This is a genomic window from Nocardioides sp. Leaf307 (assembly GCF_001423135.1).
Taxonomy (GTDB): Bacteria; Actinomycetota; Actinomycetes; order Propionibacteriales; family Nocardioidaceae; genus Nocardioides; species Nocardioides kribbensis.
Genome location: NZ_LMNY01000002.1, coordinates 137131 through 161150, shown reverse-complemented (window position 1 = coordinate 161150; position 24020 = coordinate 137131). Strand labels below are relative to the sequence as shown.

The 24020-nt window shown below is 75.0% G+C and carries 23 protein-coding genes; 19 read left to right on the top strand and 4 right to left on the bottom strand.

What is annotated here, in order from left to right; translation table 11 throughout:
• Positions 1 to 13: 13 nt before the first annotated feature.
• Entirely contained in the window at positions 14 to 826 is an 813-nt protein-coding gene (locus ASF50_RS10080) for a DNA-formamidopyrimidine glycosylase family protein (RefSeq protein ID WP_056904405.1), read from the bottom strand.
• Complete coding sequence (locus ASF50_RS10075) at positions 819 to 5615, bottom strand: DEAD/DEAH box helicase (protein ID WP_056904404.1); 4797 nt, start codon at positions 5613 to 5615, stop codon at positions 819 to 821. The genes ASF50_RS10080 and ASF50_RS10075 overlap by 8 nt, the downstream gene beginning before the upstream one ends.
• 188 nt (positions 5616 to 5803) lie before the next feature.
• On the opposite strand from ASF50_RS10075, the gene ASF50_RS10070 reads away from it, so the two are divergent.
• From ASF50_RS10070 to ASF50_RS10045, 6 genes are all read left to right on the top strand, one after another.
• The gene (locus ASF50_RS10070) at positions 5804 to 6730 is read left to right on the top strand and encodes an ABC transporter ATP-binding protein (protein WP_056904935.1); all 927 of its coding nucleotides are present in this window, start codon (positions 5804 to 5806) and stop codon (positions 6728 to 6730) included.
• Complete coding sequence (locus tag ASF50_RS10065; protein ID WP_082503087.1) at positions 6730 to 7563, top strand: ABC transporter permease; 834 nt, start codon at positions 6730 to 6732, stop codon at positions 7561 to 7563. The genes ASF50_RS10070 and ASF50_RS10065 overlap by 1 nt, the downstream gene beginning before the upstream one ends.
• The gene (locus tag ASF50_RS10060; RefSeq protein ID WP_056862713.1) at positions 7563 to 8375 is read left to right on the top strand and encodes an ABC transporter permease; all 813 of its coding nucleotides are present in this window, start codon (positions 7563 to 7565) and stop codon (positions 8373 to 8375) included. Before ASF50_RS10065 ends, ASF50_RS10060 begins: the two co-directional genes overlap by 1 nt.
• 68 nt (positions 8376 to 8443) lie before the next feature.
• Positions 8444 to 8638 (top strand): DUF3046 domain-containing protein, encoded by a 195-nt coding sequence (locus tag ASF50_RS10055; RefSeq protein ID WP_056862982.1) that lies wholly within the window; start codon positions 8444 to 8446, stop codon positions 8636 to 8638.
• Between the two features lie 140 nt (positions 8639 to 8778).
• Positions 8779 to 9612, top strand: a complete 834-nt coding sequence (locus tag ASF50_RS10050) for an S-methyl-5'-thioadenosine phosphorylase (protein ID WP_056904403.1) — start codon at positions 8779 to 8781, stop codon at positions 9610 to 9612.
• Positions 9609 to 10664: an NAD-dependent epimerase/dehydratase family protein gene (locus tag ASF50_RS10045; RefSeq protein ID WP_056904402.1), complete on the top strand. Its 1056-nt coding sequence runs from the start codon at positions 9609 to 9611 to the stop codon at positions 10662 to 10664. Before ASF50_RS10050 ends, ASF50_RS10045 begins: the two co-directional genes overlap by 4 nt.
• Before the next feature lie 47 nt (positions 10665 to 10711).
• Here the strand turns inward: ASF50_RS10045 and ASF50_RS10040 are convergent, their stop codons facing one another.
• Positions 10712 to 12121 (bottom strand): hypothetical protein, encoded by a 1410-nt coding sequence (locus tag ASF50_RS10040; RefSeq protein ID WP_235557633.1) that lies wholly within the window; start codon positions 12119 to 12121, stop codon positions 10712 to 10714.
• 253 nt (positions 12122 to 12374) lie between these two features.
• On the opposite strand from ASF50_RS10040, the gene ASF50_RS10035 reads away from it, so the two are divergent.
• From ASF50_RS10035 to ASF50_RS19905, 13 genes are all read left to right on the top strand, one after another.
• The gene (locus tag ASF50_RS10035) at positions 12375 to 13031 is read left to right on the top strand and encodes a glycosyltransferase family 2 protein (RefSeq protein ID WP_228942047.1); all 657 of its coding nucleotides are present in this window, start codon (positions 12375 to 12377) and stop codon (positions 13029 to 13031) included.
• Positions 13028 to 13750, top strand: coding sequence for a DUF2064 domain-containing protein (locus ASF50_RS10030; protein ID WP_235557632.1), 723 nt, complete (start codon positions 13028 to 13030; stop codon positions 13748 to 13750). Before ASF50_RS10035 ends, ASF50_RS10030 begins: the two co-directional genes overlap by 4 nt.
• Positions 13747 to 14484, top strand: coding sequence for a class I SAM-dependent methyltransferase (locus ASF50_RS10025; protein WP_056904400.1), 738 nt, complete (start codon positions 13747 to 13749; stop codon positions 14482 to 14484). The genes ASF50_RS10030 and ASF50_RS10025 overlap by 4 nt, the downstream gene beginning before the upstream one ends.
• A gap of 63 nt (positions 14485 to 14547) precedes the next feature.
• The gene (locus ASF50_RS10020) at positions 14548 to 15756 is read left to right on the top strand and encodes a molybdopterin-dependent oxidoreductase (RefSeq protein ID WP_056904399.1); all 1209 of its coding nucleotides are present in this window, start codon (positions 14548 to 14550) and stop codon (positions 15754 to 15756) included.
• Positions 15753 to 16262: a hypothetical protein gene (locus ASF50_RS10015; RefSeq protein ID WP_056904398.1), complete on the top strand. Its 510-nt coding sequence runs from the start codon at positions 15753 to 15755 to the stop codon at positions 16260 to 16262. Before ASF50_RS10020 ends, ASF50_RS10015 begins: the two co-directional genes overlap by 4 nt.
• A gap of 2 nt (positions 16263 to 16264) precedes the next feature.
• A complete protein-coding gene (locus ASF50_RS10010) occupies positions 16265 to 16948 on the top strand; it encodes a response regulator transcription factor (protein WP_056904397.1) in 684 nt (227 codons plus the stop codon).
• Positions 16945 to 18168, top strand: a complete 1224-nt coding sequence (locus tag ASF50_RS10005; RefSeq protein WP_235557631.1) for a sensor histidine kinase — start codon at positions 16945 to 16947, stop codon at positions 18166 to 18168. Before ASF50_RS10010 ends, ASF50_RS10005 begins: the two co-directional genes overlap by 4 nt.
• A gap of 243 nt (positions 18169 to 18411) precedes the next feature.
• A complete protein-coding gene (gene recA, locus ASF50_RS10000) occupies positions 18412 to 19458 on the top strand; it encodes a recombinase RecA (protein WP_056862721.1) in 1047 nt (348 codons plus the stop codon).
• Positions 19459 to 19460: 2 nt separating this feature from the next.
• Entirely contained in the window at positions 19461 to 20318 is an 858-nt protein-coding gene (locus ASF50_RS09995) for a regulatory protein RecX (protein ID WP_235557630.1), read from the top strand.
• A gap of 141 nt (positions 20319 to 20459) precedes the next feature.
• On the top strand, positions 20460 to 20954 hold the full coding sequence (locus ASF50_RS09990; RefSeq protein WP_056862722.1) for a phosphoribosyltransferase: 495 nt from the start codon (positions 20460 to 20462) through the stop codon (positions 20952 to 20954).
• Positions 20951 to 21823 (top strand): PPK2 family polyphosphate kinase, encoded by an 873-nt coding sequence (locus tag ASF50_RS09985; RefSeq protein WP_056904396.1) that lies wholly within the window; start codon positions 20951 to 20953, stop codon positions 21821 to 21823. Before ASF50_RS09990 ends, ASF50_RS09985 begins: the two co-directional genes overlap by 4 nt.
• Complete coding sequence (locus ASF50_RS09980; RefSeq protein ID WP_235557629.1) at positions 21820 to 22662, top strand: HipA family kinase; 843 nt, start codon at positions 21820 to 21822, stop codon at positions 22660 to 22662. Before ASF50_RS09985 ends, ASF50_RS09980 begins: the two co-directional genes overlap by 4 nt.
• Positions 22659 to 23213 (top strand): DUF3037 domain-containing protein, encoded by a 555-nt coding sequence (locus ASF50_RS19905; protein WP_268778355.1) that lies wholly within the window; start codon positions 22659 to 22661, stop codon positions 23211 to 23213. Before ASF50_RS09980 ends, ASF50_RS19905 begins: the two co-directional genes overlap by 4 nt.
• On the opposite strand, the gene ASF50_RS09970 is transcribed toward ASF50_RS19905, so the two are convergent.
• Positions 23177 to 23920: a sirohydrochlorin chelatase gene (locus tag ASF50_RS09970; protein WP_056862724.1), complete on the bottom strand. Its 744-nt coding sequence runs from the start codon at positions 23918 to 23920 to the stop codon at positions 23177 to 23179. The genes ASF50_RS19905 and ASF50_RS09970 overlap by 37 nt on opposite strands.
• Positions 23921 to 24020 lie beyond the last annotated feature (100 nt).

Here is a 24020-nt window from a genome sequence, read left to right as displayed (position 1 = left end):
GTCGGGCCGTCGCTCAGGGCCGGCCGGGTCCCGCGGGCTCGGGCTGGCACGACGGGCAGAAGTAGATCGCGCGCTCGCGGCCGGCCGGGCCCTGCACGTCGACCTCCACCCTCGTGCCGCAGCGCCGGCACGGCGCGTGGTCCTGCCGGTAGACCCACGTGCGCCGGCGCTCGCGCAGGTCGCCGGTGGTGGACTGGACCGCCCGCTCCTTGTTGAGGTCGAGCATCTGGCGCCCACGGCGCACCATGCGCGGCAGGTCGCGCACCTCGCCGACCGGCACGCGGGGGTGCACGCCGGAGACGAAGCACAGCTCGGCGACGTACATGTTGCCCAGGCCCGCCAGCCTGGTCTGGTCGCGCAGCGCGTCGCCGACCTCGCGGGCGTCGTCCTCGTGCAGGCGGCGCAGCGCCTCGTCCTCGTCCCAGTCGGGGCCGAGCAGGTCGGGTCCGAGGTGGCCCACGACGGAGTCCTCGTCAGCGGTGGGGAGCAGCTCCACGATCCCCAGGGAGAAGCCGACCGCGTGACGCGGACCCACGTCGAGCACGACGCGTGCCTGGTGGGCCGGGCGGGGCCAGCGCGCCCCGGAGTCTAGCACCCGCCAGGCGCCCTCCATCTTGAGGTGGGTGTGGAGGGTCCAGCGGCCGGTCGGGTGCTCGATGCGCGTGAGCAGGTGCTTGCCGCGCGAGACCGTCGCCCGCACGCTGCCCCCGGACAGGTCGGTGGTGGCGTGCTGCGGCACCCGGAAGTCGGTGCGCACGAGCACCCGGCCCGAGAGCGAGCGGTCGAGCAGCCGGGCGGCGCGGAAGACGGTGTCGCCCTCAGGCACCCCGGCTCCTCAGCTGCAGCCCGCGCGGGGTGGCCAGGAAGCCGGCCGACTGCAGCGCCTCGCGCAGCGGGGTCGTGCCGCCGCCCAGCAGCGGGGCACCGTCGGCCTTTTCCACCGTCATCCGGCCCAGAGCCCCGGCCCGGGCGGCGTCGGCGAGCGACTGGGCGCCGAGGGTGAGCCGGTCGACGTCGTCGGTCCAGGTGAGCAGGGTGCGGCCGCCGCGCTCGACGTAGAGGGTGAGCTCCCCGTCGACGAGCACCACCAGGCCGCCGGCCTTGCGGCCGGGGCGGTGGCCCTTCTCGCCCTCGGCGGCCTCGCTGGTCGAGGGTCGCGCGGGCCAGGGCAGGGCCGCGCCGTAGGGGTTGGCGGGATCGGTGGCGGCGAGGGCGACCGCGAGGGGCTTGGCGTCGCCGGATCCCTCGGCGGCCTCGGAGAAGGTCCGCAGCCGGTCGATGGAGCCCGCGGTGCCGAACTGCGCTGCGCCCAGGCCGCTGACGAAGTAGCCCCGCCGGCAGCGACCGGAGTCCTCGAAGGCCGAGAGCACCTTGTAGACCGCGGCGAAGCCGCCGGCGACGCGCTCGCTCATCACGGCACCGCGGATCACCACGCCGTGACGCTCCAGCAGGTGCTCGGCGCTGGCGTGGGCGCGGCGGGTCGGGTCGGCGTCGACGTCGGGCAGCAGCGCCCAGCGGCCGGCGGTCTCGGGAGGGCCGGTGCGGGGCGCGGGTCGGGCGCCGCCGCGCCCGCCGGTGGTCGACGACATCCGCAGCCGCGGCGGCGGGCGCTTGCTGCGGTGGGCCGAGGAGCCACCGCGGGTCAGCGCGCGCAGCGGGGTGAGGGTGTCGTTGCTGACCCGCCCCGACCAGACCAGGTCCCACAGCGCCGCCGAGACGGCCTGGTCGGTGGCGCTCTGGCCGGTGGCCTGCACCTGCTGCACGAGCTGGCGGAAGAACCACGCGCCGCCGCCCTCGAGGGAGTCGAGGAGGGCCTGGTGCAGCTCGCTGTGGTCGAAGGGCTCGTGGGCGGGCAGCGTCAGCGGGGCCTGGTCGGCGAGGTGGAGCGACACCCAGCCGTCGGAGCCCGGCAGCGCGCCATGACCCGACCAGACGACCTCCCCGGAGGCGGTGAGCTCGTCGAGGTAGGAGGGCTCGTAGTCGCGCACCCGCGCCGAGAGCACCAGCGGCTCCAGCGCCGAGGCGGGCACGGCACAGCCGGCGAGCTGGTCGACGGCGGCCAGCACCCCGTCGACGCCGCGCAGGCCGCCGCGACCGCTGGTGGAGGCGGCCCACACGTGCTGCCAGGCCGGCAGGAAGCGGCCCAGCGCCTCGGGGTCGACGGGCTCGACCTCCTTGCGCAGCCGGGCCAGCGAGCGGCGGCGCAGGCGGCGCAGCACCTCGGCCTCGCACCACTCGCTGCCCGAGCCGTGCGGTCGGAACTCGCCCTCCAGCACCCGGCCCGAGGCGGCGAGGCGCTGCAGGGTGTGGCGCACGACCGCCGTGCCGAGGCCCAGGCGCGCGGCGACGTCGTCGGTGGTGAAGGGTCCGTGGGTGCGCGCGAAGCGTGCGACCAGGTCGCCCAGCGGGTCGTCGACGGGGTCGGTGAAGGCCTCGGGCGTGCCCGGGGGCACGGGGGTGCCCAGACCGTCGCGCAGGCGGCCGACGTCCTCGATCGCCGACCAGCGCTCGTCGCCGGCCATCCGCAGCTCGACCACGCGACGGCTCTGCGCGAGCGCGGCAAGCCACCCGGTGACGTCGGCGTCGGGCACGCTGCGCGCGGTGATCTCGTCGGTGCTCAGCGGCCCGAGGAGGCGCAGCAGGTCGGCCACGCCCTCGGCGTCGCGGGCCCGTCGCTCCTCGGTCAGCCGCTGGAGCTCGGCGGCGACCTCCTCGAGCACCTCGGGGTCGAGCAGCTCGCGCAGCTCGGCGCGGCCCAGCAGCTCGGCGAGCAGGCCCTGGTCGAGCGAGAGGGCTGCGGCGCGGCGCTCGGCGATGGGGGAGTCGCCCTCGTAGACGAACTGCGCGACGTAGCCGAAGAGGAGGCTGCGGGCGAAGGGCGAGGGTGACGGGGTGGCGACGTCGACCACCTGCACCTCGCGCTGCTCCACCCGTCGCATGAGGCCGATCAGGGACGGGAGGTCGTAGACGTCCTGGAGGCACTCGCGCACGGCCTCGAGCACGATCGGGAACGACGGGTACTTGGAGGCGACCTCCAGCAGCGCCGCCGAGCGCTGCCGCTGCTGCCACAGCGGGGAGCGGCGACCGGGGTCGCGCCGGGGCAGCAGCAGGGCCCGGGCGGCGCACTCGCGGAAGCGGGAGGCGAAGAGCGCCGAGCCGCCGACCTCCTGGGTGACCAGGTCGTCGACCTCGTCGGGCTCGAAGACCACCAGCTCCGCGCCGGGCGGCTCGGCGTCGGTGTCGGGGATGCGGATGACGATGCCGTCGTCGGAGGCCACGGCCTGGCCGTCGACGCCGTAGCGCTCGCGCAGGCGTGCGTTGAGCGCGAGGGCCCACGGGGCGTGCACGGGGGTGCCGTAGGGCGAGTGGAGCACCAGGCGCCAGTCACCGAGCTCGTCGCGGAAGCGCTCGACCAGCAGGGTGCGGTCGCTGGGCAGGGTGTTGGTGGCCTCCAGCTGCTCCTGGAGGTAGGAGACGAGGTTGCCCGCGGCCCACTCGTCGAGCCCCTCCTCGCGCACCTTGGCCTCGGCCGCGGGGCGGGGCAGGGCGGCCAGCTCCCGGGTGAAGGCACCGATGGCCTGGCCCAGCTCGGCGGGGCGGCCCAGGCTGTCGCCCTTCCAGAAGGGCAGCCGGCCCGGGATGCCGGGAGCCGGGGTGACGAGGACCCGGTCGTGGGTGATGTCCTCGATGCGCCAGCTGGTGGCGCCGAGGGCGAAGACGTCGCCGACGCGCGACTCGTAGACCATCTCCTCGTCGAGCTCGCCGACGCGCCGCCCCGGGCCCTCGCCGCCCACCAGGAAGACCCCGAAGAGGCCGCGGTCGGGGATGGTGCCGCCGCTGGTCACCGCGAGGCGTTGCGCGCCGGGCCGGCCGGTGAGCTCTCCGGTGACGCGGTCCCAGACGATGCGCGGGCGCAGCTCGGCGAACTCGTCGGAGGGGTAGCGGCCGCTGAGCAGGTCGAGGGTGGCGTCGTAGGCCGAGCGGGGCAGGGCGGTGAACGGCGCCGAGCGGCGCACCAGGGCGAAGAGCTCGTCGGCGTCCCATGCCTCGAGCGCGGTGATGGCCACGACCTGCTGGGCCAGCACGTCGAGGGGGTTGGTCGGCACCCGCAGCGACTCGATGGCGCCGGCGCGCATGCGCTGCACGGCCACAGCGGTCTGGGCGAGGTCGCCACGGTGCTTGGGGAAGAGCACCCCCCGCGACACCTCGCCGACCTGGTGGCCCGCACGGCCCACGCGCTGCAGGGCGCTGGCGACCGAGGGAGGCGACTCGATCTGCACGACCAGATCGACCGCCCCCATGTCGATGCCGAGCTCGAGGCTGCTGGTGGCGACCACGGCGGGCAGGCGGCCGCGCTTCAGGTCGTCCTCGATCAGCGCGCGCTGCTCCTTCGAGACCGACCCGTGGTGGGCCTTGGCGATGACGACCGCGCCCTCGGGGCTGCCGCCGGAGGACCCGGACTGGGCCATGACCTGGGCCGGCGGGCGCGACGGGACGGCCCGTCCGCTGTCGGGCAGGTCGTCGGGCTGGTCGTCGGCCAGGTCGTCGGGCTGGTCGTCCCCGTGACCGGCGCCGTCACCCAGGGGGTCGCCGTCGTGGTCGTGGGCGCCGGCGGGCACGGGCACGAGGTCCCCGGCCTCGGGCTCGACGCCGGCGCGCTCGTTGGCGATCTCGTTGAGCCGCGAGGTGAGGCGCTCGGAGAGCCGCCGGGAGTTGGCGAAGACGATGGTCGAGCGGTGCGACTCGATGAGGTCGACGACGCGCTCCTCGACATGGGGCCAGATCGAGGCCGCCCGGGTGGCCGAGCCCTCGCCGTCGGCGTCCTCCTCGTCGTAGCCACCCGGGGCGGTCATGTCCTCCACGGGCACGACGACGCTCAGCTCCCACTGCTTGCGCGAGGGCGGCGCCACGATCTCGACGGGGGCGGAGCCGCCGAGGTAGCGCGCGACCTCCTCCAGCGGCCGCACGGTGGCCGACAGCCCGACCCGCTGGGCCGGCCGCTCCAGCAGGGCGTCGAGGCGCTCGAGGGTGAGGGCGAGGTGGGCGCCGCGCTTGCCGCCGGCCACGGCGTGGACCTCGTCGACGATGACCGTCTCCACGCCGCGCAGCGACTCGCGGGCCTGGGAGGTGAGCATCAGGAAGAGCGACTCGGGCGTCGTGATCATGATGTCGGGCGGAGCGGTGGTGAGCTTGCGGCGGTCGGCCGCGCTCGTGTCGCCGGAGCGCACGCCGACCCGCACGTCGGCCACCTCGGCCCCGAGCCGGTCGGCGGTGTGTCGGATGCCCGTGAGCGGGGAGCGCAGGTTGCGCTCGACGTCCACGGCCAGCGCCTTCAGCGGGGAGACGTAGAGCACCCGGCAGCGGCGCTGCCTGTCCTCCGGCGGAGGGGTCGACAGCAGCCGGTCGAGCGACCACAGGAAGGCCGACAGGGTCTTGCCCGACCCGGTGGGCGCCACCACCAGGGCGTGCCGGCCCGCGCCGATCGCCTCCCACGCGCCGGCCTGCGCCGGGGTGGGCTCCGCGAACGCCGCGGCGAACCACGTGCGCGTCGGCTCGCTGAAGCGCGCCAGCGCGTCGGCGGGCGGCGGCGCGGCAGCGGGGGTGGGAGGGGTCACCGGGCCAGTGTCGCCGACGCCGCCGACAGCCGGGCTCCCCCCGACGGCTGGGCCCGCTCGGGCCACTCGCTGCGCGCCGCGGAGATGTCCGGCACGGCCCCTCCGGCGCGGCGGCGGGTGGGGCGGGAAAGCGGAGGCGTGCTGTCGGCGGTCGGGCCTAGGGTGCTCGGGTGACGGCGACCGACTCGATGATCTGGGCCCAGGGCCTGCGCAAGGGGTTCGGCGACGTCGAGGCCGTGCGCGGCATCGACGTCGACGTGCGCCGGGGTGAGGCCTTCGGCTTCCTGGGGCCCAACGGCGCCGGCAAGTCCTCGACCATGCGCATGGTGGCCGCCGTGTCGCCCATCAGCGGCGGTGAGCTGCGCATCCTCGGTCTCGACCCGGCCGTCGACGGTCCTGAGATCCGCGCCCGCATCGGTGTCTGCCCGCAGGAGGACACCCTCGACACCGAGCTGACGGTGCGGGAGAACCTCTTCGTCTACGGCCGCTACTTCGGCCTGCCGCGCAAGGACGTCCGTGCCCGCGTCGACGAGCTGCTGGAGTTCGTGCAGCTGACCGAGAAGGCCGGCTCGATGGTCGAGGACCTCTCCGGGGGCATGAAGCGACGCCTGACCATCGCCCGCTCGCTGATCAACCGGCCCGAGGTCCTGCTGCTCGACGAGCCGACCACCGGCCTGGACCCCCAGGCCCGCCACGTCGTGTGGGACCGGCTGTTCCGCCTCAAGCAGCAGGGGGTCACCCTGGTCCTCACCACCCACTACATGGACGAGGCCGAGCAGCTGACCGACCGGCTCGTGGTGATGGACAAGGGGCTCATCGTCGCCGAGGGCTCCCCGCTCGACCTGATCGCCGAGCACTCGACCCGCGAGGTGGCCGAGCTCCGCTTCGGCGTGGCCCAGGAGGGCGACACCCACGAGGTCGTCGCCCGCCAGGTCGAGGACCTCGCCGACCGGGTCGAGGTGCTGCCCGACCGGCTCCTGCTCTACTCCCACGACGGCGAGGAGACCGTGGCCAAGGTGCACGAGCGCGGGCTGGTGCCGGTCGCCACGCTGGTGCGCCGCTCCACGCTGGAGGACGTCTTCCTCCGCCTCACCGGCCGGACCCTGGTCGACTGATGGCCGCCACCTCCTCCGGGGCCCCCGACCCGACCCGGGCCACCGCGCCCGCCAGCACCCTGGCCGGCGCGCTGCGGCTGCTCGACTACTGGCTGACGGTCTACCGCCGCACCTGGAAGGGCACGATCGTCTCCTCCTTCGTCACCCCGCTGCTCTACGTCGTGGCCATGGGCGTGCTGCTCGGCGGCTTCATCGAGGGCGACCCCGCCGAGCTCGAGGGCGCCACCAGCTATCTCGCCTTCGTGGCGCCCGGCCTGGTGGCGGCCCAGGCGATGACCACGGTGATCGGGGAGACCACCTACCCCGTCATGGACATGGTCAAGTGGCACAAGGTCTACTTCGGCATGATCGCGGCGCCGCTGCGCGTGGGCGACATCATGCTGGCGCACCTGGCCTTCGTGCTCTTCCGCGTGGCGCTCACCTCCGCGGTGTTCCTCGCGGTGATGGCGCCCTTCGGGGTCTTCAGCAGCGTCGGGGGAGTGCTGCTGGCCTTCCTGGTGCAGCTGCTGGTGGGCCTGGCCTTCGCCACCCCGGTCTACGCCTACGCCGCGGGCGCCAAGGACGAGAGCGCCTTCAACCTCATCTTCCGCCTCGGCATGATCCCGCTCTTCCTGTTCTCCGGGGCCTTCTTCCCGGTGGCCAACCTCGACGCGCCGCTCGAGCTGCTGGCCACCATCACCCCCTTGTGGCACGGCGTCGACCTGACGCGGATGCTCACGCTGGGCCGGGTCGACGTCTCCGCCGCGCTGGTCCACGTCGCCTACCTGGTGGTCCTGGCCGCGCTCGGCTGGCGCTGGGCCGCCCGGCGCCTGCAGCGGAGGCTGATCTCCTGATGAGCGCCGTCACCGCCGCCGTCGCGCGCCAGGCCGCCTCGCCCCTCGGGGCCCGCGAGGCCACCGCCCTGCTGCTCTACCGCAACTTCCTCGCCTACCGCCGCGCCTGGTACATCTTCCTCACCGGGTTCCTGGAGCCGGTCTTCTACCTGTTCTCGATCGGCGTGGGCGTCGGCCAGCTCGTCACGGGCTTCGAGGTCGACGGCCGCACGATCGAGTACGCCGCCTTCGTCGCCCCCGGCATGCTCGCGGCCTCGGCCATGAACGGCACGATCCTCGACGCCACCTTCAACTTCTTCTTCAAGCTCAAGTACAACAAGCTCTTCGACCAGATGCTCGCCACGCCGCTGACCACCATGGACATCGCCCGCGGCGAGCTGAGCTGGTCGCTGCTGCGCGGCGGCATCTACTCCGCGGGCTTCCTGGTCGTCATGCTGCTGATGGGCCTGGTGTCGTCGTGGTGGGCGGTGCTCGTCGTGCCCGCCGCGCTGCTCATCGGGCTGGCCTTCGGCGGGGTGTGCATGGCGCTGACCACCTTCATGCGCTCCTGGCAGGACTTCGAGCTGGTCACCCTGGCGACGCTGCCGATGTTCCTGTTCTCCGCGACCTTCTTCCCGGTCACGGCCTTCCCCACCTGGCTGCGCTGGGTCGTGGAGTGCACCCCGCTCTACCGCGGCGTCGTCCTGTGCCGCGAGCTGACCACGGGCACGGTCTCCTGGGCCTCGGCGGTCTCGGTGGTCTACCTCGTGGTCATGGGGGTCGCCGGACTCCTCGTCGTGCGCCGCCGCCTCGACCGGCTGCTCCTCACCTGACCGCGGGGGCTCGTCCTCGGGCCACCCTCGGTCGGGCGCCGTCGGCGGCGCGAGGCATCATGGGCGCCATGCGGCACACCGAGTTCTGGGAGCGCCTCGACCACGCCCTGGGCACGGCGTCGTCGCGGTCGTGGGCGAGCTTCTTCGTCATGAGCGAGCTGGGCGACCGGACGGCCCAGGAGGCCCTCGACGCCGGGGTGCCGCCCAAGCAGGTCTGGGCCGCGGTGTGGAGCGCGCTGGCCCTGCCGGCCTCCGAGCGCTGACCCGGGCACCGACACAGAGCAGCGACCCCGAGCAGCGACCCCGAGCAGCGACCCCGAGCAGCGACCCCGAGCAGCGAGCTCGAGCACGTCGACCAGCACCCCCGGCGAGGGCCGGGGTGAGGGCTGGCACAGTTGCGGCCATGAACGCGACCGCAGACGTCGCCGTGATCGGCGGCACCGGCTTCTACTCCTTCCTCGACGACCCCGAGCAGGTCAGCGTCGAGACCCCCTACGGCCTGCCCTCGGCGACCATCTCGGTCGGCACCGTGGCCGGGCGCCGGGTGGCCTTCCTGCCGCGCCACGGCGACCACCACGACTACCCGCCCCACGCCATCCCCTACCGCGCCAACCTCTGGGCGCTGCGCTCGCTGGGCGTGCGCCAGGTGCTCGCGCCCTGCGCCGTCGGTGGGCTGCGCGAGGAGGTCGCGCCCGGCGACATCGTCGTGCCCGACCAGCTGGTCGACCGCACCTATCGCCGCATCCCGTCCTACGTCGAGAGCGGGGCGGTCCACCTGCCCTACGCCGACCCCTACTGCGAGCGCCTCGGCGCGGCCGTGGCCGGTGCCGACCCGGAGATCAAGGCCGGCGGTACGATGGTGGTCATCGAGGGTCCCCGCTTCTCCACCCGCGCCGAGTCGCAGCACTACGCCGCCCAGGGCTGGTCGCTCATCAACATGACCGGCCACCCCGAGGCGCCGCTGGCCCGTGAGATGCAGCAGTGCTACACCGCCATCGCGCTGGTCACCGACATGGACGCCGGCGTCGAGGCCGGCCAGGGCGTCGGCCAGGAGGAGGTCTTCGCGCTCTTCCAGGCCAACCTCGAGCGGCTCAAGGGCGTGCTCACCCGCACCATCGAGAGCCTCCCCGACCCCGACGGGTGCACCTGCTCCACCTGGGCCGAGGGCATGGAGCTGTCCTACGGCATCCCGACCCCCGCCGGCGCGGGCGAGCAGGGCGAGGAGGCGGGCGCGTGAAGGTCCTGCTGACCGGCTCGGCCGGCTTCATCGGCGCCGCGGTGGCCGAGGCCCTGGAGGCCGACGGCGACGAGGTCGTGCGCGTCGACTGGATGCTCGACATGGCCCACGGCGAGGCCCGCCCGCCCGCGGGCACCCACCACGTCGACGTGCGCGACGCCGACGCGGTGAGCGCGCTGCTCGACGGCGTCGACGCGGTCTGCCACCAGGCGGCCGTCGTGGGGGCCGGGGTGAAGGTGGCCGACCTGCCGGCCTACGCCTCGCACAACGACTACGGCACGGCCGTCCTGCTCGCGGCCATGCACGAGGCGCGCGTCGACCGGATGGTGCTCGCCTCGAGCATGGTCGTCTACGGCGAGGGCCGCTACACCTGCCCCGAGCACGGCGACCAGGCCCCGGGGCCGCGCACCGTCGCGGCGCTGGAGTCCGGCGACTTCGACAACCACTGCCCCGTGTGCGGCGTACCGCTGGGCTGGGCCCTGGTCGACGAGGACGCCCGCCTCGACCCGCGCTCCAGCTACGCCGCCAGCAAGCTGGCCCAGGAGCACTACACCTCGGCGTGGGTGCGCCAGGCCGACGCCGCCGCGGTGGCGCTGCGCTACCACAACGTCTACGGCCCGGGCATGCCGCGCGACACGCCGTACTCGGGGGTGGCGGCGATGTTCCGGTCCTCCCTCGAGCGCGGGGAGGCACCGAAGGTCTACGAGGACGGCGCGCAGATGCGCGACTTCGTGCACGTCAGCGACGTCGCGCAGGCCAACGTCGCCGCGCTGCGCGCCGTCGTGGCCGCCCCGACGGGTCACTACGCCGCCTACAACGTCGCCTCCGGGCGACCGGTGGGCATCAAGCAGGTCGCCGAGCTCGTCGCCACCGGCACGGGCGCCGACGGCGGCGCGGAGATCGCCCCCGAGGTCACCGGCGGGTTCCGCCTCGGCGACGTGCGCCACATCGTCGCCTCGCCCGAGCGCGCCCGCGCCGAGCTCGGCTTCGCCGCGGCCATCGCCCCCGAGGAGGGCCTGCCCGCCTTCGCCACCGCGCCGCTGCGCGCCTGAGGCACGGGTCGGGGCGGCCGGGTGCCGGCCGCCCCGACCGGGCTGGGCTACCAGCTGGTGTACATGAGGTGCTGCAGCAACAGCGCCGCGACCAGCTGCAGACCCAGCCCCCAGCGCCGCCAGCGCTCGGGGAGGAAGGCCGCGCCGATCATCATCCACGGCACGAACGGCACCCAGATCCGCTCGACCTCGGCCTTGCTCATCCGTGAGGCGTCGGCGACGGCCACGGCCAGGGCGGCGCTGAGCACGAGCAGCAGCGGCGAGGCGAGCACGTCGCGCCCCAGCCGGCGCGCCCTGAGGCCGGCCACGGCCAGCGCCGAGCCGAGCAGGGGGCCCGCGCTGAGCACGAGGGCCGCGAGGTTGCCCCACAGCCAGTACGACGCCGGCCGGTCGGCGGCGATGCCCTCCCAGTAGCGGTCGTGGAGCACGGGGTAGGCCTCCCACCACGCGAAGCCGCCCGCGGCGAAGCCGAGCACCACCACGAGCGCGGCGCCCGCGGCGACCGGCAGCGGCAGCCAGGAGCGGGCCAGGGCCAGCACCGCCAGCGCGGTGAGGCCGAGCAGCGGCAGGCCGTAGGAGGTCATCACCATGGCGCCGAGCAGCAGGCCCGCCAGGGTCGACCACGCCAGCAGTCCGCGGCGCGAGGCGTGGCTGGCCCCGAGCGCCAGGCACGCCAGGCCCCAGGCCCCCAGGGCGCCGAAGAGGGCGTCGGCGGAGACGGCCATGAAGACCGCCGCCGGGGCGAGCACGAGGAAGGGAGCGGCCCGCCGGGCGAGGGCCTCGTGACCCAGCGCGCGCAGCGTGGTCATCACCGCCAGCGCCGTGGTCGCGGCGAGCACGGTCACCACGATCCCGGCCGCCAGGTCGCCGCCCAGACCGACCCGCACCAGCCCGACGAAGAACAGCAGCGCCAGCGGCGGGTGGCCGGCGACGTGGGTGGGCCAGTTGTCGGGGGAGGAGTAGGAGATGCGTCCGACGTACTCCTGGAGCAGGGTGCCGATCCCGTCGACCTCCCGGGCGGTGGGGAGGTACTCCACGTCGCTGCCCAGCACCCGGGAGAGACCCGAGCTGCCGTCGACCACGGCCAGCGAGACCATCCAGGCCAGCGCCACGACGTACGACACGAGCAGCAGCCGCCGCCACGGGAGGGTCTCCGCCCACCCGGCGAACCAGCGCCATCCCACGAGCGCGACCAGCAGCGCCGGCACCGTGCCGGGGCCGAGCAGCTTGGGGTCCCAGAACCCGTGCAGCGGTGGCACCGCGAGGTCGGTGTAGGAGCGCGGCGCGCGCGTCCAGGTCTCCCAGTCGAGGACGCGGGGCACGACGATCGCGAGCGCCACCAGCACGACGGCGACGCCGAGGCCCCAGGCGGCGGCGCGGGCGCCGGAGCGGTCCTCGACCGGCGCCGCTCCCGCCGGGGCCGGGGGCGGGTCGGTCAGAGGGGGGCTGGTCGCCATGCCCAGACCCTAGCCAGCCCACCGGTGGCGCCCGACAGCGACGACCCGGGCCCGCGCGGTGCCGCAGCCACGCGCGCGCTCGCGCACGACACGCGGCGCACGCTGCGGGAACGCCGGGGGAACGACACGCGAACGTCTGGCCTCCCGGGTGAACACCCCCGAGCACCCCGTGCGGTTCGATGGGGCGGCCGGACCGACCGGCGTCACCTCTTCGTAAGGGTTCACCGCCACGATGCCACCTACCGTTGACGACGTGCCCGTCTGCGACCTCGTCCTCCCCTGCAAGGACGAGGCGCCTGCCCTGGGCGACCTGATCCCGCGGGTGCCCGCCCGCTTCTCGGTGATCGTCGTCGACAACGGATCGGTCGACGGCACGGCCGCGGTCGCCGAGCGGCTCGGCGCCCGGGTCGTGCGCGAGAGCGTGCCCGGCTACGGCTCGGCCGTGCACGCCGGGCTCCTCGCCGCCACCCACGACTACGTCGCCTTCATGGACGGCGACGGCTCCTTCGACCCCGCCGAGCTGCTGCCGCTGCTCGACGACGTCGCCTCGGGCCGCGCCGACTTCGCCGTGGGCCGGCGCCGCCCCGTGCAGCGCGGTGTGTGGCCGTGGCACGCCCGCGCCGGCAACGCGCTGATCGTGGCCTGGCTGCGCCGGCGGATCGCGATGCAGGCCCACGACATCGCCCCGATGCGGGTCTCGCGGCGCCAGGACCTGCTCGACCTCGGTGTCGAGGACCGCCGCTTCGGCTACCCCGTCGAGCTGCTGCAGAAGGTCACCGTCGCCGGGTGGCGGGTCTCCGAGCGCGACGTCGGCTACCACCCCCGCGCCGCCGGCACCCGCTCGAAGGTCTCGGGGTCGGTCAAGGGCACCGTCCGCACGGCGCGCGACTTCTGGAAGGCCCTCGCATGAGCACCCCCACCCCCCGCCCCACCCCCGCCCCGTACGCCGCGGGCGCCGGCCCGGCCGCGGCGCCGCGGATGCTGGTCGTGGCCAAGGCACCGGTCGCGGGGCGGGTCAAGACCCGCCTCGGCGCCGACATCGGCATGGACCTGGCCGCGGAGATCGCCGCCGCCTCCCTCCTCGACACCCTGGTGGCCTGCACCGACGCGGTGGGCCCCGACCGCTGCCACCTCTCCCTCGACGGCGAGCTGCTCGACGCCGTGCACGGTGAGCGCATCCGCCGCCACCTGCACGGCTGGCAGGTCACCCCGCAGGTCGGCGACGGCTTCGACGAGCGGCTCGTGCGCGCCCACGCCGACGTGGCCGCCACGGGCCCCGGCCCGGTCGTGCAGGTCGGCATGGACACCCCGCAGGTGACCCCGGACCTGCTGCTCGCGGCGGCTGCGCCCCTGGCCGACCACGACGGCGTGCTCGGCCCGGCCGAGGACGGTGGCTGGTGGGTGCTCGCCCTGCGCGACCCCCTCGCCGCCGCGGCCCTGCGCGGCGTGCCGATGTCGACGCCCACCACCCACGACGACACCCGCGCGGCGCTCGTGGCGGCCGGCCTGAGCATCGCCACGACCGCGGTGCTGCGCGACATCGACACCGTGGCCGACGCCGACGCGGTCGTCGCCCTCGTGCCCGGTGGCCGCTTCGCCGCGGCCTGGAGCCCGGAGGTGGCCTCGTGAGCGTGCGCGACGAGTCCTTCTCCGCCGTCTTCACCCACGCCCTGCGGGGCATGCCGTGCCGCGTGGTGGGCCTGGGCCCCGAGCCCTCGCCGCTCCCGGTGGCGGACTGGACCCGCGAGGCCGACGAGGCCGACCACGCGCTGCTCGCGTGGTGCGTGGGCCCCACCATCGACATCGGCTGCGGACCGGGCCGGCTCTCCGCGGGCCTGGCCGCGCGCGGCCACGTCGTGCTCGGCATCGACGTGGTCCACGAGGCCGTCGAGCAGACCCGCCAGCGCGGCGCCTCGGCGATCCTGCGCGACGTCTTCGAGTCGATCCCCGGCGAGGGGCGCTGGGAGTCGGCGCTGCTCGCCGACGGCAACGTCGGCATCGGGGGAGACCCCGTGCGGCTGCTGCGGCGCGTGCGCGAGGTGCTCGACCCGCGCGGTCGGGTCGTGGTCGAGCTGGCGCCGCCGGGGGTCCCGATGACGACCACGTGGGCCAGCATCGAGGGCGACGACGTGCGCAGCCGGCCCTTCCGCTGGTCGGTGCTCGGCGTCGACGACATCGCCCACGTGGCCGAGGCCGCGGGCTGGGGCGTCAGCGCGTGCGAGCCCTTCGCCGGGCGCTGGTGCGCCGTGCTCGAGGAGCAGCTCGCCCCCGTCGCGGCGCTCCCCGTCGCACCCGCGGGTGCGGCACGCCACCTGCAGGACGTCTCTCGGGACCCCCACCACCCCGAGGAGCCGACGACCTGATGACGAGCCCCAGCGCAGGACCCCCCGCCCGCACCCGGACGGGGACGTGACGAGGTGGCGGTGATGAGCCGGCTGGCCGAGCGCCTGCCGAGCGAGGACAGCTTCCGCTCCGAGCTGCGCAGTCCCACCGTCGCCGCCCGCGTCGGCCTGTGGCTGGGCGTCTGCTTCACCGTCTGCTTCCTCACCGGGCTGGTCAGCCACTACGCGCAGAACGTCGACCACCCGGTGCCGTTCCCGGCCTCGCCCTCCTGGGGCTACCGCGTCACCCAGGGCCTCCACGTCGTCACCGGCACCGCCGCCGTGCCGCTGTTGCTGGTGAAGCTGTGGACTGTCTTCCCGCGGCTCTTCGCCCGGCCGGGCCGCGGGGTGCGCGCGCTGGCCGTCACCGCCCTCGAGCGGGCCTCGATCCTCGCGCTCGTCGGCTCGGCGGTCTTCCTGCTCGTCACCGGCCTCATGAACTCCGCCCAGTGGTACCCCTGGGCCTTCTCCTTCCGCTCCACCCACTACGCCGTGGCGTGGGTCGCGATCGGCTCGCTGGTCGTGCACGTCGCGGTCAAGCTGCCGGTCATCCGTGCCGCGCTGGGCGCCGACGTCGACGACACCACCCTCGACCGGTCCCGCACCGACCGGCCCCGCACCGACGGGCCGGGGACCGACCGGCCGACCGAGCGCGGCGGCGGGCTCTCCCGGCGCGGCCTGCTGCGCACGACCTGGGCGGCGGCCGGCCTGGCCGTGCTCGCCACCGCGGGCAGCACGGTGCCGCTGCTGCGCACGGTCTCCGTGCTCGCCGTGCGCACCGGTGACGGCCCGCAGGGGCTGCCGGTCAACCGCTCCGCCGCGGCCGCGCAGGTCACCACCGACGACGTCGGCGACTCCTTCCGCCTCACGGTGGCCCACGGCTCGCGCACCGTCGAGCTCACCCGCGAGGACCTGCTGGCGATGACCCAGCACACCGTCGACCTCCCGATCGCCTGCGTCGAGGGCTGGTCGGCCGACGCCACCTGGACCGGGGTGCGGGTCGCCGACCTGCTCGCCGTGGTCGAGGCCCCCGCCGACAGCGACCTGCGGGTGACCTCGCTGCAGCGGGCCGGCGCCTTCGGCACCACCGCGCTCCAGGCCTCCTTCGCCGAGGACGACCGCACGCTGCTGGCCCTGCAGGTCAACGGCGAGACGCTGAGCCTCGACCACGGCTTCCCCTGCCGGATCATCGCCCCCAACCGCCCCGGCGTGCTCCAGACCAAGTGGGTCACGTCGCTGGAGGTGCTCGCGTGAGCGCCCCGACCGGGGGAGCACCGACCCCGCTCGGCCTGCGCCTGGCGCTCGGCGCCGTCGGCGTGGCCTTGGGTCTGTACGGCGCGTGGCTGCTGTGGTCGCGCGCCGAGCCCGCCCAGGTGCTCGACGCGCTGCTGTGGGCCGCCTCCGGCGTGGTCCTCCACGACGCCGTGCTGGCCCCGCTCGTCCTCGTGCTCGTCGCCGTGGGCGTGCGCGTCGTGCCACGCCCCTTCCGCGCCCCCACCACGGTGGGTCTCGTCCTGCTGGGCAGCCTGACCCTGCTCGCCGTGCCCGTGCTGGGCCGCTTCGGCGAGCGCGCCGACAACCCCACGCTGCTCGACCGCGACTACACCGCCGGCTGGCTCGCCGTGGCCGGGCTCGTGCTGCTCGGGGTCGTCGTGGCCGGCTTGCTGCGGCGCCGCGCGCAGCACGCCGCCGGCCCGGTCACGGCCGACCCGTCCCGCCCGTCCGACCCGCCCGACCGCCCCGGCCCCACCGGTCGCTGAGCGTGGCCCTCGTGCTCGTCGTCGACGACGACCTCACCGTACGCGAGGTCGTCGTGTCCTACCTGCGCGCCCACGGCCACGAGGTCGTCGAGGCCGGCGACGGCGAGGCGGCGCTGGAGCTGATGGGCTCCCGCCCGGCCGACCTCGTGGTGCTCGACCTGATGCTGCCCGGGATCGACGGGCTCGAGGTGTGCCGTCGGCTGCGGCGCAGCGGTGACGTGCCGGTGGTGATGCTCACCGCCCTCGGCGAGGAGGGCGACCGTGTCGCCGGCCTCGAGCACGGCGCCGACGACTACGTCAGCAAGCCCTTCAGCCCGCGCGAGCTGGCCCTGCGGGTCGACTCGGTGCTCCGGCGTACGTCGGAGCCGGCCGAGGTCGTCGGTCCGCGGGTCGTGGTCGACGGCGACCTCGAGGTCGACGCCGCACGTCACACGGTCACCCGGGCGGGCCGCGAGCTGGCCCTGACCACCCGGGAGTTCGACCTGCTGTGGTGGTTCCTCAGCCACCCCGGCGTCGCGGTCAACCGCGACGACCTGCTGCAGGAGGTGTGGGGCTGGTCGGTCGGCGACCGCTCCACCGTGACCGTGCACGTGCGCCGCCTGCGCGAGAAGGTCGAGCAGGACCCCACCCACCCACGGCGGCTGCTGACGGTGTGGGGCGTGGGCTACCGGTGGGAGGCGTCGTGAACGGCGAGCAGGCGCAGGTCGTCCTCGTGGCGGCGGTCGCGGCCGTCGTCGTGGGCGTCGTCGGGCTGCTGCTGGCCTGGCTCGTGCGCCGGCTGTCGATCCGCTGGCAGCTCGGCCTCGCCGCGGTCGTGCCGGTGGCCGCGGTGCTCGCCGGGGTGCTCGCGGCCTCCCAGCGCATGTTCATCAGCGACGACGACGTCGAGGTCGTCACGCTCGTGGCCGGCGCCGCCACGGTGGTCGCGCTGGCGGTCGCGCTCGCCCTCTCGCGGGCGATCACCCGCTGGTCGCTGTCGCTGCGCGAGGAGGTGCGGCGGGTGGGCTCCGGCTCGCCGTACGTCGGCGGGGCCCGCGGGCCCTCGGAGTTCCGCGCGCTGTCCGAGGAGCTCGCCACCGCGCACGCCCGCCTCGAGGAGGCCCGTGGGCGCGAGGCGCGCCTGGAGGACTCGCGCCGCGAGCTGGTCTCCTGGGTCTCCCACGACCTGCGCACCCCGTTGGCCGGCATGCGGGCGATGACCGAGGCGCTCGAGGACGGCATGACCCCCGACCCCGAGCGCTACCACCGCCAGATCCGGGTCGAGGTCGACCGCATGGTCCGCATGGTCGACGACCTCTTCGAGCTCTCCCGCATCCACGCCGGCGTGCTGCGGCTGGCCCCCGAGGCCGTGGTGCTCGGCGACGTCGTCAGCGACGCGATCGCCGCCGCCGACCCGGTGGCACGGGCCCGCGGGGTCAGGCTCGGGGGAGCGGTGCCCGGCGGTCTCGAGCTCGTCGCCGACCCCTCGGGGCTCTCGCGCGTGGTCTCCAACCTGGTGATGAACGCCGTGCGCCACACCCCGCCCGGGGGCACGGTGCACGTCGAGGGCGCGGGCCTCGCCGCCGGGGTGCGCGCTGCCGCGGGGGGCGACTGCGTGGAGCTCGTCGTGACCGACGGCTGCGGCGGCATCGGGGCCGTCGACCTCGCCCGGGTGTTCGACGTGGCCTGGCAGGCCGAGCCCTCGCGCACCCCTGACGACGTCACCGGTCGCGGGGCCGGGCTCGGCCTGGCCATCGTCAAGGGCATCGTAGAGGCCCACCGCGGCACCGTGCACGCCGAGGACGTCACCGAGCAGGGAGTCGACCAGGGGGGCCGGCCGACCGGCTGCCGCTTCCGGGTCGTGCTGCCCGTCGACGGCCCCGGGCCGCTCGACGCGGTGCTCCCGGCCCCCGCCCCGCTCTCCTGACCGTCGGTCCGACGAGCACGGCGTCGACCGGGCGCCGCCGCGGCGCGGCGTGTCGACTGGGGTCGAACACGTGTTCGGGCTACCGTGCAGGGGACGGCGCGCAGATCGGCGTTCTCCACAGTCCCGGGTCACCGTTCCCCGACTGTCGGCGGGCTCCTCTAGCGTTCCCGGCACAGACGTTGCACGACACCACAGACCACACCGTGGAGGGCCGAGCGCCCTCCGCCCCAGGACGGAGACATCATGGCTGGAGACCGCGACAAGGCCCTCGACGTAGCGCTCGCCTCGATCGAGAAGCAGTTCGGCAAGGGCTCGGTGATGCGCCTCGGCGACGAGACACGCGCGCCCCTCGAGGTGATCCCCACCGGGTCGATCGCCCTCGACGTCGCCCTCGGCCTCGGCGGCCTGCCGCGCGGTCGCGTGGTGGAGATCTACGGCCCGGAGTCCTCCGGAAAGACGACGGTCGCCCTCCACGCGGTGGCCAGCGCCCAGCGCAACGGCGGCATCGTCGCCTTCATCGACGCCGAGCACGCCCTCGACCCCGACTACGCCAAGGCCCTCGGCGTCGACACCGACGCCCTGCTGGTCTCCCAGCCCGACTCCGGTGAGCAGGCCCTCGAGATCGCCGACATGCTGATCCGCTCGGGCGCGCTCGACCTGATCGTCATCGACTCCGTGGCCGCGCTCGTGCCCCGCGCCGAGATCGAGGGCGAGATGGGCGACAGCCACGTCGGCCTCCAGGCCCGCCTGATGAGCCAGGCGCTGCGCAAGATGACCGGTGCGCTCAACAACTCCAAGACCACCGCGATCTTCATCAACCAGCTGCGCGAGAAGATCGGCGTCATGTTCGGCTCGCCGGAGACCACGACCGGTGGTCGCGCGCTGAAGTTCTACTCCTCGGTGCGCCTCGACGTGCGCCGCATCGAGACGCTGAAGGACGGCACCGACATGGTCGGCAACCGCACCCGCGTCAAGGTCGTCAAGAACAAGGTCGCCCCGCCCTTCAAGCAGGCCGAGTTCGACATCATGTACGGCAAGGGCATCAGCCGCGAGGGTGGCCTGATCGACGTCGGCGTCGAGGCGGGCCTGGTCCGCAAGGCCGGCGCCTGGTACACCTACGACGGCGACCAGCTGGGCCAGGGCAAGGAGAACGCCCGCACCTTCCTGCGCGACAACCCCGACCTGGCCAACGAGCTGGAGAAGAAGATCCTCGAGAAGCTCGGGGTCGGCCCCACCGTCGACGCCGAGGTCTCGCTGCCCGGTGACCCGGTCGGCGTCGACGACTTCTGATCGTGACCCGGTCGCAGCGACCGGTCGACCGCGACGTCGACCCCCGGCCCGCCCCGTCGTGGGCCGGGGTCGACGCGACCGAGTCCGACCTGGGTGAGGCCGCTGCGACCCCGTCCTGGCGCGGCGACGTCTCGGCGGGCGTCGACGCCTGGACCCAGCGCGCCGAGCGGACCGCGCGGTCCGGCGGGCCCGACGACGCGGCCGGGGCCGACGGGGCCTCGCGTCCGTTCGGGGAGGCGAGGTCCTCGGGTCGCAGGGGCTCCCGGGCCCGTGGCGGGTCCGAGGGCCGGCGGCAGGGTCGCAGCCGCTCGTCGGCGGGCCAGCCGCCCCCCGACCGCGCCGCGCTGGGGCCCGAGGCCGACCCGGAGTCGGTGGCCCGCACGATCCTGCTCGACCAGCTCACGGGCCGTGCCCGCAGCCGCAAGGAGCTCGGCGACAAGCTCGCGCAGCGCGAGGTGCCCGACGAGATCGCCACCGCGCTCCTCGACCGCTTCGAGGAGGTCGGCCTCATCGACGACGAGGCCTTCGCGCGGCTCTGGGTCTCCTCCCGCGGCGCCGGCGGGGGTGGCAGCAAGTCCCTGGCACGCCGCGCGCTGAGCCAGGAGCTGCGACGCAAGGGCGTCGACGACGAGGTCGCCCGCACGGTCCTCGACGAGATCGACCCCGACGACGAGGAGCAGGCCGCGCGAGAGCTGGTGCGCAAGAAGCTGCGCTCGCTCTCGCGCGTCGACGACGTCACCGCGACCCGCCGTCTCGTCGGCATGCTGGCGCGCAAGGGCTACGGCTCGGGCCTGGCCTTCTCCGTGGTCAAGCAGGAGCTCGCCGCCTCCGGTCGCGACGAGCCCGACCCCCTCGACTGACGCGACGGTGGTTGAGGAGCGAGCGCCAGCGAGCGTCTCGACACCGCCTACTCGCCGCACCGTGGTCGAGGAACGCGCCCCGCCCGCCCTCGCCCCGCCCCCCGCTCGACGCTGCGGCCGGCCTCCCGCCACAATGACCGGGTGGCCGACGAGCGCGAGATCCTGACCTACGACCTCTTCGGCACCGCGGTGCGCGACCTGGCCCAGCAGGTGGTCGACGACGGCTACGAGCCCGACCTCGTGCTGGCCATCGCCCGGGGCGGTCTGGGCCTGGCCATGGGGTTGGGCTACGCCCTCGACGTCAAGAACCTCTCGGCGGTCAACGTCGAGTTCTACACCGGCGTCGACCAGCGCCTCGACGTGCCGATCATGCTGCCCCCCACGCCTGCGGCCGTCGACCTGTCGGGCCTCAAGGTGCTCATCGCCGACGACGTCGCCGACAGCGGACGGACCCTGGAGTCGGTGCTGGCCTTCTGCGCCGACCACGTGGCCGAGGCCCGCTCGGCGGTGGTCTACGAGAAGCCGCAGAGCGTGGTGAAGCCCGACTACGCCTGGCGCCGCACGACGCGCTGGATCAACTTCCCGTGGTCCACGCAGCCGCCGCTGGTGACCCGCTCCACCGTGGTCGACGCGTGAGCGCCTCGCTGCTGCGGCTGCCGACGGGCCCGGTGGACCTGCGCAGCCTGCCCACCGACGCCACGCCCGACTTCGCGCACGGCAAGACCGCCGGCAAGGTCGCGCTGGCCGAGCTCGGCCCGCGGCTGGGCGAGCTGCAGGAGCGGCTCTTCTCCGAGCACACCACGGAGCACCCCCGCAGCGTCCTGCTGGTGCTGCAGGGCATGGACACCTCGGGCAAGGGCGGGGTCCTGCGGCACACCCTGGGGCTCGTCGACCCCCAGGGGCTGCGGATCACGTCCTTCAAGGCCCCCACGGCGCAAGAGCGGGAGCACGACTTCCTGTGGCGCATCCGTCGCGCGCTGCCCGGCCCCGGGCTGATCGGTGTCTTCGACCGTTCCCACTACGAGGACGTCCTCGCCGCACGGGTCAGGGGCCTGGCCCCCCTCGAGGAGATCGAGCGTCGCTACGCCGCCATCAACGACTTCGAGGCCGAGCTGCTGGCCGCTGGCACGACCGTGGTCAAGTGCATGCTCCACATCAGCGCCGACACCCAGCGCGAGCGGCTGCTGGAGCGCCTCGACCGACCCGACAAGCACTGGAAGTTCACCCCCGGGGACATCGACGACCGCCAGCTCTGGCCGGCCTACCGCGCTGCCTACGAGACGGCCCTGGAGCGCACCAACACCGAGGTCGCCCCGTGGCACGTCGTGCCCAGCGACCGCAAGTGGTATCGCAACCTCGCGGTCGGGCGCCTGCTCCTCGACGCCCTGGAGGGCCTCGCGCCCACCTGGCCCCCGGCGCGCTACGACGTCGCGGAGCAGCGACGGCGCCTGCTGCACGAGGCCGACCCGGATCCCGACCCCGGCCCGGAGGGGAGCGCGGCGTGAGCCCCGACCACCCATCCGGTGCCGCCGACCGCGCCGTCGACGACGGCCCGCTGCCCACCGTGGCCGTCACGCGCTACGTCACCCCGCTGCGCGAGGGAGGCAGCCTGCCGGGGATCGTCGAGGCCGACGACCTGGGCACCTACGTGTGCAAGTTCCGCGGCGCGGGCCAGGGCGTGCGCGTCCTGGTCGCCGAGGTCGTGGTCGCCGAGCTGGCCCGTCTGGTCGGGCTGCGCACCCCGCGGCTGGTCGCCCTCGAGCTCGACGTGGAGATCGCGCGCTACGAGGCCGACGAGGAGGTCCAGGACCTGCTGGTCGCGTCGGTGGGGCTCAACCTGGGCGTCGACTTCCTGCCCGGCTCCTTCGGATACGACGGCGAGCGGGCGGCCACGACGCCGGGCGGCGGCGCGGCGGCGGTGGCCGAGGAGGCCGCCCGGGTGCTGTGGCTCGACGCGTTCTGCGCCAACGTCGACCGCAGCTGGCGCAACCCCAACCTCCTGGTCTGGCACGACGACCTCTGGGTCATCGACCACGGCGCCTCGCTGTACTTCCACCACGCCTGGAGCGGCGGCGTCACCGACCCGGCCCGCTTCGCCGCCCAGCGCTGGGACGTCTCCGACCACGTGCTCGGCGCCCACGTCGGCGGCCTCGGCGCCGTCGACGCGGCGATCAGCGAGGTGCTGACGCCCGAGGTCCTGCCCGGCGTGCTCGAGCGCGTGCCCGACGCCTGGCTCCAGCCCGTGCCCGGCGCCGAGACACCCGCGGCGCTGCGCGCGGCGTACGTCGCCTTCCTCACCGCCCGGCTCGGCACCCGCCAGTGGCTGCCGGGGGCCGACGCGTGAGCGGCGTGCCGGCCGGATCCGCCGGCGCCCCGACGCGCCCGCTGATGGCCTACCAGTACGTCGTGCTGCGCTGCGTGCCGCGCGCCGACCGCGAGGAGTTCCTCAACGTGGGCGTGGTGCTCTACTGCCAGGCCGGCGACTTCCTGGGCACGGCGTGGCACTGCGACCGCGAGCGCCTGACCGCCTTCAGCGCCGGGCTCGACGTCGACCAGGTCTGCGCCTCGCTGCGCTTCGCCGAGGCCGTCAGCGCCGGGGACGAGCGCGGGGGAGCGGCCTCGCGACACCCGGTGGGACAGCGCTTCGGGTTCCTCAAGGCACCCAAGAGCACGGTGGTGCAGCCCGGTCCGGTGCACGGCGGACTGACCGCCGACCTGAGCCCCGGTGTGCTGAGCCCCGGTGTGCTGAGCCCCGGTGTGCTGAGCCCCGGTGTGCTGAGCCCCGGTGTGCTGAGCCCCGGTGTGCTGAGCGCCCCGGGGCGCCGAGGCCCGGGCCCCACCACGGTGACGGCCCGGGATCAGACCGGGACGAGCTCGACGGCGCCGACGGCGTAGCGGGCCAGCACCGTGCGGGCGACCTCGGGGTGCGCGCCCAGCGGCTCGGAGACCGCCACCGCGCCGGCCTCGAGGGCCAGCTCGGCGGAGCGGTCGGTGGCGCAGCCGGGGGAGAGGAAGAGCGAGGCCACCGCGATGTGGCGACGGCCCTCGCCGCGGAAGGCGCGCACGGCCTCGCCGGTGGCCGGCGGGGAGACCGAGGCGAAGGCCGCGGTGACGGGCAGGCGGTGGTGGGCCCCCCACAGCCGGGCGAGGCGGGCGACGGCCTGGTTGGCCAGCGGGTCGGTGGAGCCCGACGCGGCCAGCACGAGGGCGTCGAGCTCGCGCACCCGCGACTGGCGCAACGCCTCGCGCAGCCGCACGTCGAGCACCTCGAGGAAGCACGGCTCCAGGCCCAGGATGGCCGTCGAGCGGATCTGCAGCCCCGGGTGCCGCGCGGCGGCCGCGGCCACGGCGGAGGGCACGTCGGCGGCGAGGAGCTGGCCCTCGGTCAGCAGCAGCGGCACGACCACGATCTCCTCGTGCCCGGCCTTGACGAGCCGGTCGACGACGGTCTGGAACGCGGGCCGGGCCGACTCGAGGAACGCGCGCTCGACCTTGAGGTCGGGGCGCATCGCGCGCACCTCGTCGACCAGTGCGGTGATGGTCGCGGAGGAGCGCGCGTCACGGGTGCCGTGGGCCAGGGCGATCAGTGCCGGAGCTGCCATCGGAGGTGGCCTCCCTTGTCGTGGTGATCTCGGTGGGGCGGGGGTCCCGGGCCCAGCGGCGCTGCTGGTGGGTGTGGTGCTGCTGTCGTGCGGTGGGTGT